Source organism: Rhodococcus sp. NPDC003348, assembly GCF_053589375.1.
In genome coordinates this window covers 1-13,058 of record NZ_JBSFRT010000017.1, presented here as the reverse complement: position 1 = coordinate 13,058, position 13,058 = coordinate 1, and the positions used below count along the sequence as shown (strand labels likewise).

Below are 13,058 nucleotides of genomic sequence, written 5' to 3'. Positions count from 1 at the left end.
CGTCATCCTCCTAGGTAGCTGGTTGAAAGTTCACGGTCGATGTCGGCGGGTTTCCCGGTCCGGACCACCCGGCCCTGCAGGATCAGCGCCGCCGAGGTGGCGATCGGCAGGACGGCCCGGGCGAACTGTTCGGCGACGAGGATGGACAGTCCCTCGGCCGCGAGTTGCCCGACGATGTCGTACATCTCGGTCACGACACGGGGCGCCAGTCCCATCGACAGTTCGTCGAGGAGCAGCACCGTCGGCGCGGTGCCGAGCGCACGGGAGAGCGCCAGCATCTGCTGCTCGCCGCCGGACATCGATCCGGCGAGCTGGCCACGCCGCTTGCCGAGAATCGGGAAGCGTTCGTAGGCAACCTCTTCGAGGTCCTTCAGGCTGGCGCCGGTCCCGGTGGCCACCCAGAGGTTCTCCCGGACGGTGAGGTTGGCGAACACGCCCCGCCCCTCCGGGATGGTGCAGATCCCGAGCCGGGCCAGGGTGGCGGCGTCGACGCCGTTGACGCACCGGCCGGCGAGCCGGAACTCGCCGGAGGTCACCGGAAGGATGCCGGAGCAGATCTTCAGCGTCGACGTCTTGCCGCCGCCGTTCGGGCCGAGGAGCGCGACGACGGCGCCGGGGTGCAGCTGCAGGTCGACCCCGTGCAGCACCTCGATGGCCCCGTACCCGGCGCGCACGCCGGCCAGTTCGAGCAGCGGTTCCGGCTGCACCGCAACGGAATCCGCCGCGGTCTCGGTGGGTGCCGTCATGCCACCTCCTCCGTTCCGATGTAGGCGGCGATGACCGCCGGGTCGTTCTGGACCTCGACGGGGGTCCCCGAGGCGATCAGGGATCCGTAGTCGAGGACGTGGATCCGCGAGCACACCCGCATGACGAGCGGCAGATCGTGCTCGACGAGGCAGATGCCGAGCCCCTCCCCCGCCAACCGCACGAGCAGTTCGGCGAAGTCCTCGGTCTCCTTCTCGGTCTGACCGGATGCGGGCTCGTCGAGCAGCAGCACCCGCGGGTCGGTCATCAGTGCGCGCGCCACCTCGACGACCCGGGCCCGGCCGGTCGGGATGTCGGACACGTCCTTGTCCGCGACGTCGGTCAGCCCGGTCAGTTCGAGGAGCCGGTCGGTCTCGGCCGCGAGATCACGGCGACCGCGAACGCCGGTGCCCCGCAGTCCGGTGCCGTGGATGTCCCCGGCCACCCGCAGGTTGTCCCGCACCGACAGGGACAGGAACAGTTCCAGCCGCTGGAAGGTGCGGGCCAGCCCGAGCCGGGCCCGCTTGTAGGGCGCCTTGCCCGTCACGTCCTGCCCGTCGATCAGCACCCGCCCCGCGGTCGGCTTCTGCAGACCGGTGACGGTGTTGAACAGGGTGGTCTTGCCGGCGCCGTTGGGGCCGATGAGACCGGTGACGGAGCCGGCGTGCACGGCGAGGCTGACGTCGTTGACCGCCACGTGACCACCGAATCGCACGGTGACGCCCCGGGTTTCGAGGAGCGGGCTTTCGAGCAGTGGTGTCGCATCAGGAGACGGCATTGGTCGTCAACTCCTTCTCGGGCTCGGATCCGGTGGTGGTCGCCGGCGCGGCACCGTCACTGGCGTGCCTGCCTGCCGCGGAGGTCGCCGCGACAGGCGAGGCCGGCCGCACACTCGCGGGCAGGCCGAGCTCCCGGTCGACCCGTGCGATGACCTCGTCGTCGTACGGCTCGTCGATGCCGATCGTCTCGGGGTCGATGGGACGCCGGCGCGCGGCCTCCTCGGCTCCGAGAACCTCGGTCGGCATGAGCATCTCGCCGATCACCGGCAGCGCGAACACCGTGACGATGGTGATCGAGGCAAACCACCAGTTGTCCAGGACACCGGTCAGTGCCAGCACGTACGCGACCGCGACGACCGCGGCCCCGCCGATCAGCACCGGCTTGGCATCCTTGAGCTTGCGGTAGCCCTCGACGACCTGGTGCACACTGCCCGACGGGTTGTGTCCCACACCGATACCGATCAGCGCCGGGCTGACCGCGGCGATGTTGCCGAGCAGCAGGTACAGGCCCTCGAGGTCGGGCTGGGCCTTCGCCAGGTTGTTGAAGGAGACCATGATGACCGAGAAGCCGACACCGGCCATCACGCCACCGAAGAAGGCGCCGCTGACGTAACCGATGCCCGCGACCACGGTGAGCATGAGCAGCGACAGGCTGATGATGATCGTGAACGACTCCCCGGAGACCGAACCCATCGCCGACGACATCAGGATGCCGCCGAGACCGGCGATGCCCGCCGACAGCACGAACACACTGAGCTTCAGCTTGACCAGGCTCTGCCCGAGCATCGCCGACGCGGCGGGGCTGTCCTTCATCGCGGTGAGCCGGCGGCCGTAGCCGCTGTTGCGCAGCGCGATCAGCACGACGCCGAGCACCGCGAACACCACGGTGACGGTCATCAGGAATGTCGTCGGGTTCCCCAGGTCGAGCGGTCCGATCTGCAGCGGCGGGATCACCAGGTTGCCACCGGTGAAGATGGAGAACTTCTGCCCGAACAGCTCGTGCTCGGTGGTGTCGCGCAGCACCATGTTGGACAGGAACACGCCGAACGCCATGGTCGCCAGGGCCAGGTACAGCCCCCGCAGGCGCAGGGCGGGTAGTGCCACGAGTCCGCCGACGAGCGCCGCGACGATCACGCCGAGGATGACGCCGACGATGGTGAGCCGTTGCGCGAGACCGGATCCGGTGATGCCGAAGTGGTACACGATGATCGTGGCGATCGCGCCGAAGGACAGTGGGGCCAGGTTCATCTCGCCGGCGTATCCGGTGAGCAGGGTCAGTGACAGTGCGATGATCGCGAAGCAGATGCCGATGGTCAGGGTGGTCACCGCGGACTCGACCATCAGCAGACGGATCAGGTACACGATCACCACGAGCGCGACGGCCCAGCCGACGGCCTTGCGCACCGACGGCACGTGGTAGCGCTCGCGGGTGCGGACGGCGGCGCCGCGCAGGCGATCCTGCGGCAGCACGATCAGCACCACGAACAGCGCGATCATGGGCAGCGAGACTCGCAGGTTGGACGTCCACGTCCAGGTCGTGGGCGCGTACCCGAGCAGGTAGGTGCCGGCCAGGCCGAGCACGACCGCGCCGACGAACGTGCGCGGGATGCTGCGCAGCCGGCCGAACATGGCGGCTGCGAAGGCGTCGATCACCAGCAGCGTCAGCAGGTTGGCCTCGAGGGTGCCGCCGCTGATCGGGGTGATGAGGATGCCGGCGAGCACCGCGAGCATCGAGCTCAGCGCCCAGGAGAAGCCCGCGATCCGTTCGGGATTGTGGCCGCTCAGGCGGAGCAGGTCCGGGTCGTCGACGACACCACGCATGGTCGCGCCCATCCGGGTGCGGGTGAACAGCAGGCGCAGACCGAGCGCGATCGCCACAGCGGCGATCAGGCAGATCAGCTCGTGCACGTGCACCGTGGCACCGAAGAAGGAGAACTTGGCGTCGTCACCGAAGAACATCCGCAGGGTGCGCGGGTCCTCCGGGTGCCAGAACCACTGGGACAGGAACAGCATCCCGAGCATGATCGAGACGGTGACCACGATCTTGGTCACCTCGGCGGTGTCCCGCAGCCCCCGCATGATCAGGAAGTACAGGCCCAGGCCCATCAGCGGCCCGAAGACGCCGAGCACGATCAGCAGGGCCAGCGGGGTCGGCACCCCCCAGCCAACGCTCAGCTGCCAGTAGACGAACGCACCGAGCATGGCTTGTGCGCCGTGCGCGAAGTTGAAGATGCCGGAGGTGTTGTAGGTGAGCACCAGCCCGGAGGCGGCGATCGCGTACACGGAACCGAGCACGAGGCCCAGGATCGTGAATGTCACGAAAGTGTCCATGTGAGAACCCTTGGTGGTGGGGGCCCTAGGTGTTTAACGCTAGGTCGGATAACGGGGGCGGTGCGACGTGCGCCGCACCGCCCCCGTGAGAGTCCGTGAGCCGCAGCGATCAGACCTGCGGCTTGATCACGTTCGGTCCGAGGTACTTGGTGGAGATCCGGTCGGGGCCGAGCTCGGTGCCCCAGGTCGACGGGTCGGTCTTGATCAGGTACTTGTCGTTGCACTCGAACTCGGCGGCCTGCTCGGGGAAGACCTGGGTGTACTTGTCACCCTTCAGCGACACCATCAGGCCGCACTTGGCCGGCATGTTCTTGCCCGGGTCGGTCACCGCGTGCAGGCCGCCGCCGTCCCACTCGTGGATCTTGGACAGCTCGGTGACCATGCACTGGCGGGTCAGGTCGGAGCCGCACTCCTTCGCCGCGGTGGCCCACAGCAGGAACGAGGAGGTGGACTGCATGCCGAGGAGCGCGGTCTTGCCGCCCTCCGCCGCGACCAACTCCTTGTACTTCGCGACGGCCGGAACCTTGTCGGCGTTCTCGAGCATCTGGAAGGTCATGTCGGCATTGAGGTTGTCGAGGATGCCGCTTTCCTTGTTGAAGGTCTGCGCGGAGTTTCCGTACCAGGTGGCCTCGCCGAAGATGATGGGGTCGATGCCGACCTGGTCCACCGCCTTGAAGAAGTTGAACTCGTTCGGCACCGGCGACCGGGAGGTCCACAGGCCCTTGACGCCGCACTGCTTGTACTTCTCCGCGAACGGCACGTAGCTCGGCTCACCCTGGTAGTTGAGGGTGACGCCGCAGTCCTTGAGCTTGAAGCCGGCGGCCTCGGCCATCGAGCGGGTCTTGGCCAGCGAGGTGATGATCGTCGGCATCGTCGACCCGACGAGATCGAAGTCGTTCAGCAGGTCGGGGTGCATCTGGGCCATCTGGAACCAGGCGGCACCGTTGGCGTAGTCCACCGGGAACGGCACGCCCTGATAGGACATCGGACCACTCGCGGCGTCCGGGGAGACGGTGAAGCCGGGGACGGCGGCCATGTTGCAGGCCACGCGGGTCTGCTCGGCGGTCTGGTCCATGGCGAAGCCGTGGCCGACCATCATGAACTCGGAGCGGCACGCCTCCTGCATGACCGTGTTTGCGTTGGTCATCGCCGCGTCGTAGTCGGTGCCGACGATCTTGCGGCCGTTGATGCCGCCCTGCTCGTTGCACCAGTCGATCATCGCGGAGACGGCGTCGGACATCTCCTTGTTCAGGCCGGGGCTCTGCGCGTAGCCGCGGTCGTCGCCGAACCCGATCTTGATCTCGGTGTCGCTGACACCCTGATCGGTGGCGCCCTTCGCGTCACCGGCGCCGCACGGGGAGGCGAGGGTGCCGAACTTGGTGTCGGACGCGGACGCGGACTTCGCGTCGCCGGCGCCGCCCGACGTCGGCACGCCGGCGTCGCCACCACGGTCGGTGGCGCATGCCGAGACCAATGCGGCCGACAGTGCGAGGGCCGCGAGGAGCTTCGCGGGCTTGCGTGGGTTCACGATCGGTGTCTCCGTTCTTGACGCGGTCGAGCTGTAGACGCGGAAAAGAAGTGTTCTGCGTCACTCGATGCGGGGACGCTAGCCAGCGGATAGCCGCCAGAATCGCCCATTCCCGGTGAGTGAGACCTGAGCGTGAGTTCGGCCACATCGACGAAACTCGTGTGACGCTTCCCACCCCCGTGACCCGATCGTGTCCTGCTCGCAAGGCCGATCGAACGACCAGGCCAGGGCTTGTCGCGCCTGTGCCGAAGAGCACGCCCCACGGCCGCCTCGTGACTCGACTTTTACGCCGTCGTAACGGAGGATGGAAGCTTGTGAACGCGGAACTCATCGTTCTTCTCGTCGTGGTCGTCACAGCCCTCGGGTTCGACTTCACCAACGGCTTCCACGACACCGGGAACGCGATGGCCACCTCCATCGCAACCGGGGCTCTTCGACCAAAAGTCGCGGTGGCACTGTCCGCAACCCTGAACCTGGTCGGTGCGTTCCTCTCCGTCGAGGTCGCCGCCACCGTCGCCAAGGGCGTGGTGAATCTCAGCTCGACCGGCGGCGAGGACCTCCTCCTGATCGTCTTCGCCGGTTTGGTCGGCGGCATCCTCTGGAATCTGTTGACGTGGTTGTTCGGCATCCCGTCGAGCTCCTCGCACGCCCTGTTCGGCGGCCTGATCGGCGCCGCGATCGCCGGCATCGGCATGAACGGCGTCGAGTGGGCGGGCGTGCTGAGCAAGGTGATCGTGCCCGCACTGCTGGCCCCCGTCGTCGCCGGTCTGGTCGCGGCCTGCGGGACCTGGCTGATCTACCGGATCACCCACGGCGTCCGCGAGGACACCAAGGAACGCGGCTTCCGGCTCGGCCAGGTCGGGTCGGCGTCGCTTGTCTCCCTCGCCCACGGCACGAACGACGCCCAGAAGACGATGGGCGTGATCTTCCTGGCCCTGGTCGCGCACGGCACCATCACCGCGGATGCGCCGATGCCGTTCTGGGTCAAGCTCAGCTGTGCGGTCGCGATCGCGCTGGGCACCTATCTCGGCGGTTGGCGGGTCATCCGGACCCTGGGCAAGGGCCTGGTCGAGATCGCCGCGCCGCAGGGCATGGCAGCGGAGGCGTCGTCCGCGGCGATCATCCTGACCTCGAGCCACCTCGGTCTCCCGCTGTCGACCACCCACGTCGCGACGGGATCGATCATGGGCACCGGCATCGGCAGGCGCGGCGCCGAGGTGCGCTGGGGCGTGGCGGGCCGGATGGGCGTCGCGTGGCTGATCACCCTGCCGTCCGCCGCACTGGCAGGCGCGATCTGCTGGGGCATCGCCCACCTGATCGGTGGCCTGCCCGGCGTGCTGGTGGTCTTCGCGATCCTGCTGGCGCTGGCCACGCTGATGTATCTGCGTTCGCGCCGTCAGCCGGTCGACCACAGCAACGTCAACGCGGAGTGGACCGGACGCGTCGAGCCGGAGGCCGCCGTCCCGTCCCTGCCGGACACGACGGACGTCGTGCTCACAGATCTGACCGCCCTGGACGCCGCGCTGGTCAAGGACATTCCCGCCCCGCCCGGCGTGACCGAAGTCCTGCCGGACGCCACAGCCGTCACGCCGGCCCCACGCGTCAAGCCCGCCGACAACGTGTCGGCCTGACCGACGGAAAGCACCCGATGGACCTGTTGACGAAAACCGCCGAATCACTGTGGCAGGTGATCCTCGTCGGCCTCGTGCTCGGCGCCGGGCTGCCCGCCATGTTCGCGTTCGGACTGCGCCTGCTCGGATCCGGCACCACGACCGTGGACGAGTCGGGTGCCCCGGCGACCACCACCAGAAGCCCCCTGTCCACCGCGGCGGCCGTGGCATGCTTCGCGATCGTGGTGATCGCGATCGTCACCGGCATCCTGTTCATCATGGCGGACTTCCTCGATCACACGTTCGGAATCCAACTGTTCTAGCGTCGACCGCACTGGCGTGAGACCGCATGGTCGGGAGACCATGGCGTCGAGAGGCAACGTTTGTGAGCACCGTGAAAGCGTCATTCCCGCTGTCGGTACTGAAGTGGTTGCGCGCCGGATACCCGGAGGGCGTGCCGCCGAAGGACCGTGTCCCGCTCGTGGCCCTGCTGTACCGGCAGATGTCCGGTGAGCAGATCAAGGACGTCTCGGTGGCGCTCGCCGAGGCTGCGGGCAAGGCGCCGGACCCGACGATCACGCGCAACGAGATCGGCGAACTGATCGAACAGGTCACCGACACCGAACCGTCCACCGAGGACATCACGCGTGTGGCATCGGTGCTGGTCGCCGCGGGATGGCCGCTCGCGGGCCTCGACGACGAACCCTAGGGAGAGGGGGGTACCCAGTGAGCCTTCCACCGTTTCTCACCTCGATTCTCGGCTGGCTGCGTGCCGGGTATCCCAACGGCGTGCCGGAGCAGGACTACGTCCCCCTGATCGCCCTGCTGCGCCGTCGTCTGTCCGACGACGAGGTCCGCACGGTCACCGACGCCCTCGTCGACCAGGAGTCCCCGGTCGACCGGATCGACATCGGCGTACTGATCACGAAGGTGACCGACGAGATGCCACTCGAAACCGACATCGCGCGGGTACGCGCACACCTCGCGGCCGGCGGCTGGCCCCTCGCCGGCCCGTGGGACGAGGAGCAGCAGAACCCGTACCGCCCGATTTGACCGGGAGATCCGAGTAGTCGGCCACTCGTGACGTCGCGGCACCCGATCGCCGACGCTGGGTTGAAGCCAATCCAGTGTGAAAGAGGCGATCGTCATGACGATCCAGGGTGACCATGCCGTCGTGATCGGTGCGGGCGTCGGTGGACTCGTCGCCGCGCGGGTGCTCAGCGAGTTCTACCACCGGGTGACGGTTGTCGAACGAGACGCGCTCCCGACGGATCCGGTCCCGCGCAAGTGTGTGCCACAGGGGCGGCACGCACACGTGCTGCTGGCCCGGGGCGCGGACGCATTCGACGACCTTTTCCCCGGGTTCACCTCGGACCTGATCTCCAGGGGCGCCCCGACCGGCGACGCCGGCGAAACGTTCCGGGTGGTCCTCGACGGACAGCGTCACCTGTCGAGCCACGCGGGCGTGCGCGCGGTCGGAGCGAGCCGGCCGCTGATCGAGTGGCAGTTGCGGGACCGGGTGCGCGCGCTGCCGAACGTCTCCGTCGCCGAGTCCTGCGCTGCGGTCGATCTCACCGGTGACCAATCGGGCAGGCGGGTCACGGGCGTCACCGTGCGTCAGGCATCCAGGTACGTGGCGGTGGACGCCGATCTGGTGCTCGACGCGTCGGGCCGCAGTTCGCAGACGCAGCCGTGGCTCGAGTCGTTCGGGTGCCCCCGGCCCCCCGAGGACCGGCTGAGCATCGGCCTCGCCTACGCCACTCGCCACTTCCGGCGCGATCCGGCCCAACTCGCCGGCGCGCTCGGCGTGGCGGTGGGCGCGACCCCGGATCTCCCGCGCGGTGGGGTGATCCTCGCGCAGGAGGAGGGCGCCTGGGTGACCACCGTCACCGGCTACGCCCACGACGAACCGCCTCTCGACCCGGACGGTTTCGCGGCCTTCGCGGCCACGCTCCCGGCCCCCGAGTTCGGCAGGTTCGTCGCCGAGGCCGAACCCTTGGACGAGCCGGTGCGCTACCGGATCCCGACAACGGTCCGCCGCCACTACGAGGCGCTCCCGCTCCCTGAGCGCTATCTGCCGTTCGCGGACACGATCTGCTGCTTCAACCCGGTCTACGGCCAGGGCATGAGCGTCGCAGGCGCGCAGGCACTGGCGCTGCGCCGATGCCTGGGTCAGGGAATCGAGGCGCTGGCACCCCGCTTCCTGCACCGCATCCGGCGGCTCCTCGACGACGCCTGGACGACGTCGTCGGACAGCGACCTGAACATTCCCTGCGTCGAGGGCAGGCGCAGTACCCGCACCCGGATCTCGAACGCATACACGGCCAGGGTGCATCGCGCCGCCGCCACCGACCCGAATGTCGGGGCGCAGTTCCTGCGCGTGATCAACCTGCTCGAGCGCCCCACGGCGCTGCTGCGCCCGGTGACCGCCGCTCGGGTCCTGCGCGGCAACCTGCGTCCGGCAGCCGCCCTCGGTGCCACCTCGCCCGTACCTGCCCGCCGCACTGCAGGCATGCCCGCGTGACCGGCGAGGCCCGAGCGTTCTGGCAGCATGGGGCGGGTGAGTTCCGTGCTGCAGACGTTGACCGTCCCGACCGGTCCGGCGGTCGCGGAGATTCTCCCCGCGCTCGAGCGCGCCCTCGTCGGCGGCGGTCCGGCACTGCTGCCGGTCCCCGCCGCCGACGACCGCGAGATCGCGCGGCTGTCCGGCGCACTGTCCCCGGGTGAACCGATCGACGGGTCGGTGGCGCTGGTCGTGGCCACCTCGGGCAGCACCGGTGTCCCGAAGGGAGCGCAGCTGTCGGCGGCGGCGCTGCGGTCCAGCGGCACCGCCACCCACGACCGGCTCGGCGGACCGGGGTCGTGGCTGCTTGCGCTGCCCGCCCACCACATCGCGGGCCTGCAGGTCCTGCTGCGCGGGCTGCTCGCCGGGCACGAGCCGGCGGTCGTCGATGTCTCGGGCGGCTTCGACCCCGGCGCGCTGCCCCGTGCGGTCGCCGCGATGCGCGGACCTCGGCGCTACACCTCCCTCGTCCCGACGCAGCTGGTCAAGACCCTCGACCACCCCGAGGCGACGGCGGCGCTGGCCGATCTGGACGCCGTCATGCTCGGCGGTGCCGCCACCCCGGCGCCGGTCCTCGAGCGCGCCCGGGCGGCCGGCATCACGGTGGTCCGCACGTACGGCATGAGCGAGACCTGCGGCGGCTGTGTGTACGACGGCGTCGCGCTCGACGGGGTGCGGGTTCGCGTCGACGACGACTCGCGAGTTCTGCTCGGCGGCCCGGTGCTGGCGTCCGGCTACCGCAACCTGCCGGAGCATCCGGCGTTCGCCGAGCCGGGCTGGTTCCGCACCGACGATGCCGGCGTCGTGGAGGACGGGGTGCTGCGCATCCTCGGCCGGCTGGACGAGGCCATCTCCACCGGCGGGCTCACCGTCGTCCCACAGGTGGTCGAAGCCGCGCTCGTCACCCACGCGGAGGTCGCGGAGGTCGCGGTGTTCGCACTGCCCGACGACCGGCTGGGGCAGCGGGTGACGGCCGCCGTGGTCCCGACGCCCGGCTCGAATCCGACACTGGAGTCGTTGCGCGAGCACGTGATTCGCTCCCTCGACCCGACCGCCGCGCCCCGCGAGCTGCACCTGCTTGGCGCGCTGCCGCTGCGCGGGCCGGGCAAGGTCGACCGCCGCGCCCTCGCCGCCCGCTTCACCCGCCCCGAGCGCTGACCGGACGTCCCGGTCAGTGCCGCGCGATGCCGCGGAGCACGGTGGCGACCAGGGCGTCGATCAGCCGGTCGTCGGGCTCCGCCGCCGGAGGGACCGCGCCGGCCTGCAGTCCCCTCAGCACCAGGTCGTGCCAGGCGCCGCTGATAAGGGTGACGGCCGCGGGGACGTCGGCGAAGGCGGCGAGCCGCACCGCGTCCGGCTCCTCGTACCGGCGCATCGCCTGCAGGAGCGCGGCATGGACCTGCGCACCAAAAGCATGAACACCTGTTCATGAACGTCTGTTCATGATGAACCCGGCGGAATCCCGAGTCGAGACGCAAGGGCGACGCAAGGGGCGCGCAAGCGGGCCATCGGAGGGTGGGGACCAACACCGATCCGAAAGGACTCCGCATGAACCTGTCGACTCCCCCCGCCATCGAGGCGGACGGGCTGGTCAAGCGTTTCGGCGACTTCACGGCGGTCGACGGCGTCAGCCTGACCGTCCCGACCGGTTCCGTGTACGGCGTGCTCGGCCCCAACGGCGCGGGCAAGACCACCACCATCCGGATGCTCGCGACGCTGCTGAAACCGGACGCGGGCACGGCCCGGATCTTCGGGTACGACGTAGCCGCGGAGCCGACCGCCGTCCGCTCGCTGGTGGGCGTCACCGGTCAGTACGCGTCCGTCGACGAGGACCTCACCGCCACCGAGAACCTGATGATCTTCTCCCGGCTGCTCGGCCTGAGCCGGGCGGACGCCCGACGCAAGACCGCCGACCTGCTCGAGGAGTTCGCGCTCACCGAGGCGGCGGGCAAGGCGCTGAAGTACTTCTCCGGCGGCATGCGCCGGCGCCTCGACCTGGCCGCCAGCCTGATCGCACACCCGCCCCTGCTGTTCCTCGACGAACCGACCACCGGACTCGACCCGCGCACCCGCGCGCAGATGTGGGACACCATCCGGCGACTGGTCGCCGAGGGCTCGACGGTGTTGCTGACCACCCAGTACCTCGACGAGGCCGATCAGCTCGCCGACCGGATCGCGGTGATCGACCACGGACGCGTGATCGCCGACGGCACCGCCGACGAGCTCAAGGCGTCCGTCGGGACCTCGTCACTGCAACTGAGCCTGGTCGACCGCGCGGACGTCGAGGCGACGCGCGCCCTGCTCGCCGACGCGCTGGGAGTCGACGTCGCGGTCAGCCCCGAAGCGGTGCGGCTGACCGCTCCCCTGACCGACACCTCGATCACCCCGGAGTTGCTGATCCGTTTGCGCGACAACGGAATCGTGGTCGACGAGATCACCGTCAGCAAGCCCAGCCTCGACGAGGTCTTCCTCACCATCACCGGCCACGACGCCGATCAGACGGCCGACGCCGACGACACCGAACGGAGCATCGCATGACCACCGCAGTGGCAACCCGGACCAGCGTCCCCGAGGCCGGCGTCCCGCCCGCGGCCCGATCCGTCGGCCTCGGTGCGACCGTCGCACAGTCGCTCACGATGGCCCGTCGCGGCCTGCTCAAGCTCAAGCACAATCCCGAGCAACTGTTCGACGTGGTGATCCAGCCGCTGATCTTCACGGTCATGTTCACCTACATCTTCGGTGGCGCCATCTCCGGCGACGTCTCCGCGTACCTGCCGATCATCATCCCCGGCATCCTCGTGCAGACGGTGATCACTGCATCCATCGTCACCGGCACCCAACTGCGCGAGGACATGGACAAGGGGGTCTTCGACCGATTCAAATCCCTTCCCATCGCGCGTATCTCCCCGCTCGCCGGTGCGCTGATCTCCGACATGGTGCGGTACGCCATCGCCACCACCATCACGTTCGCCATGGGCTACGCGATGGGCTACCGCCCGGACGGCGGGGCACTCGGCCTCGTCGCCGCGGGCCTGTTGGTGATGGTGTGCGCGTTCGCGATCAGCTGGATCTTCGCCCTGATGGGAGTGCTCATGAGCAAGGCCTCGTCGGTGCAGGGCATCTCGATGCTGGTCCTGTTCCCGCTGACCTTCATGTCCAATGCGTTCGTGCCCGCCCACACCATGCCGGGCTGGATGCAGACGTTCGTGAGCGTCAACCCGGTCTCGCACCTGGTGACCGCCGTCCGCGAACTGGTGAACGACGGCCACGCAGGCATGCCCGTCGTGTGGTCGCTGGTCGGTGCCGCCGCCGTGATCGCGATCTTCGCCCCGCTCGCCGTCCGCACCTACATGCGCAAGACGTAGGACAGGCGCTGCACGCTCGTGAGTGGTTCCGGTCCCCATGCGGGCCGGAACTACTCACGGGCGCGAAGCGCCTCGAGGATCAGGAGTCGGGCCCGGTGACGAGGCGTGCCGGTGACCGCGTCGAGCAGGCGCTCGACG

General features: G+C 69.3%; 13 protein-coding genes. 8 read left to right on the top strand and 5 right to left on the bottom strand.

Annotated features, from left to right (window positions below):
• Positions 1–2 precede the first annotated feature (2 nt).
• From ACWDU4_RS13410 to ACWDU4_RS13395, 4 genes are all read right to left on the bottom strand, one after another.
• Entirely contained in the window at positions 3–746 is a 744-nt protein-coding gene (locus ACWDU4_RS13410) for an ABC transporter ATP-binding protein (protein WP_450114402.1), read from the bottom strand.
• Positions 743–1,522, bottom strand: a complete 780-nt coding sequence (locus tag ACWDU4_RS13405; protein ID WP_450114401.1) for an ABC transporter ATP-binding protein — start codon at positions 1,520–1,522, stop codon at positions 743–745. Before ACWDU4_RS13405 ends, ACWDU4_RS13410 begins: the two co-directional genes overlap by 4 nt.
• Positions 1,509–3,854 carry an ABC transporter permease gene (locus ACWDU4_RS13400; RefSeq protein WP_450114400.1) on the bottom strand — a complete coding sequence of 782 codons (2,346 nt, stop codon included), beginning with the start codon at positions 3,852–3,854 and terminating at the stop codon, positions 1,509–1,511. The genes ACWDU4_RS13405 and ACWDU4_RS13400 overlap by 14 nt, the downstream gene beginning before the upstream one ends.
• Positions 3,855–3,963: 109 nt before the next feature.
• On the bottom strand, positions 3,964–5,382 hold the full coding sequence (locus ACWDU4_RS13395; protein ID WP_450114399.1) for an ABC transporter substrate-binding protein: 1,419 nt from the start codon (positions 5,380–5,382) through the stop codon (positions 3,964–3,966).
• Between the two features lie 314 nt (positions 5,383–5,696).
• Here ACWDU4_RS13395 and ACWDU4_RS13390 point away from each other — a divergent pair, with 314 nt between their 5' ends.
• The 6 genes from ACWDU4_RS13390 (at position 5,697) to menE (ending at position 10,713) form a co-directional block, all read left to right on the top strand.
• A complete protein-coding gene (locus ACWDU4_RS13390; RefSeq protein WP_450114398.1) occupies positions 5,697–7,013 on the top strand; it encodes an anion permease in 1,317 nt (438 codons plus the stop codon).
• 17 nt (positions 7,014–7,030) lie between these two features.
• Entirely contained in the window at positions 7,031–7,315 is a 285-nt protein-coding gene (locus tag ACWDU4_RS13385) for a hypothetical protein (RefSeq protein ID WP_450114397.1), read from the top strand.
• 62 nt (positions 7,316–7,377) lie between these two features.
• A complete protein-coding gene (locus ACWDU4_RS13380) occupies positions 7,378–7,701 on the top strand; it encodes a DUF3349 domain-containing protein (protein ID WP_450114396.1) in 324 nt (107 codons plus the stop codon).
• 17 nt (positions 7,702–7,718) lie between these two features.
• The gene (locus ACWDU4_RS13375; RefSeq protein ID WP_450114395.1) at positions 7,719–8,045 is read left to right on the top strand and encodes a DUF3349 domain-containing protein; all 327 of its coding nucleotides are present in this window, start codon (positions 7,719–7,721) and stop codon (positions 8,043–8,045) included.
• A gap of 94 nt (positions 8,046–8,139) precedes the next feature.
• Positions 8,140–9,516, top strand: coding sequence for an FAD-dependent oxidoreductase (locus tag ACWDU4_RS13370; RefSeq protein ID WP_450114394.1), 1,377 nt, complete (start codon positions 8,140–8,142; stop codon positions 9,514–9,516).
• A 36-nt stretch (positions 9,517–9,552) separates the two neighbouring features.
• Positions 9,553–10,713, top strand: coding sequence for an o-succinylbenzoate--CoA ligase (gene menE, locus ACWDU4_RS13365; RefSeq protein WP_450114393.1), 1,161 nt, complete (start codon positions 9,553–9,555; stop codon positions 10,711–10,713).
• A 13-nt stretch (positions 10,714–10,726) separates the two neighbouring features.
• Here menE and ACWDU4_RS13360 read toward each other — a convergent pair whose 3' ends face one another.
• A complete protein-coding gene (locus ACWDU4_RS13360) occupies positions 10,727–10,930 on the bottom strand; it encodes a hypothetical protein (RefSeq protein WP_450114392.1) in 204 nt (67 codons plus the stop codon).
• Between the two features lie 173 nt (positions 10,931–11,103).
• On the opposite strand from ACWDU4_RS13360, the gene ACWDU4_RS13355 reads away from it, so the two are divergent.
• Both ACWDU4_RS13355 and ACWDU4_RS13350 read left to right on the top strand, forming a co-directional pair.
• A complete protein-coding gene (locus ACWDU4_RS13355) occupies positions 11,104–12,093 on the top strand; it encodes an ATP-binding cassette domain-containing protein (protein WP_450114391.1) in 990 nt (329 codons plus the stop codon).
• A complete protein-coding gene (locus tag ACWDU4_RS13350; RefSeq protein WP_450114390.1) occupies positions 12,090–12,920 on the top strand; it encodes an ABC transporter permease in 831 nt (276 codons plus the stop codon). The genes ACWDU4_RS13355 and ACWDU4_RS13350 overlap by 4 nt, the downstream gene beginning before the upstream one ends.
• The last annotated feature ends 138 nt before the right edge of the window (positions 12,921–13,058 follow it).

What these genes read in the sequence shown, in the direction of transcription:
- ACWDU4_RS13370 (WP_450114394.1), top strand. Translation starts at nt 8,140, where the DNA reads ATGACGATCCAGGGTGACCATGCCGTCGTGATCGGTGCGGGCGTCGGT.
- ACWDU4_RS13350 (WP_450114390.1), top strand. Translation starts at nt 12,090, where the DNA reads ATGACCACCGCAGTGGCAACCCGGACCAGCGTCCCCGAGGCCGGCGTC.
- ACWDU4_RS13360 (WP_450114392.1), bottom strand. Translation starts at nt 10,930, where the DNA reads ATGCGCCGGTACGAGGAGCCGGACGCGGTGCGGCTCGCCGCCTTCGCC.
- ACWDU4_RS13410 (WP_450114402.1), bottom strand. Translation starts at nt 746, where the DNA reads ATGACGGCACCCACCGAGACCGCGGCGGATTCCGTTGCGGTGCAGCCG.
- ACWDU4_RS13400 (WP_450114400.1), bottom strand. Translation starts at nt 3,854, where the DNA reads ATGGACACTTTCGTGACATTCACGATCCTGGGCCTCGTGCTCGGTTCC.
- ACWDU4_RS13405 (WP_450114401.1), bottom strand. Translation starts at nt 1,522, where the DNA reads ATGCCGTCTCCTGATGCGACACCACTGCTCGAAAGCCCGCTCCTCGAA.
- ACWDU4_RS13355 (WP_450114391.1), top strand. Translation starts at nt 11,104, where the DNA reads ATGAACCTGTCGACTCCCCCCGCCATCGAGGCGGACGGGCTGGTCAAG.
- ACWDU4_RS13385 (WP_450114397.1), top strand. Translation starts at nt 7,031, where the DNA reads ATGGACCTGTTGACGAAAACCGCCGAATCACTGTGGCAGGTGATCCTC.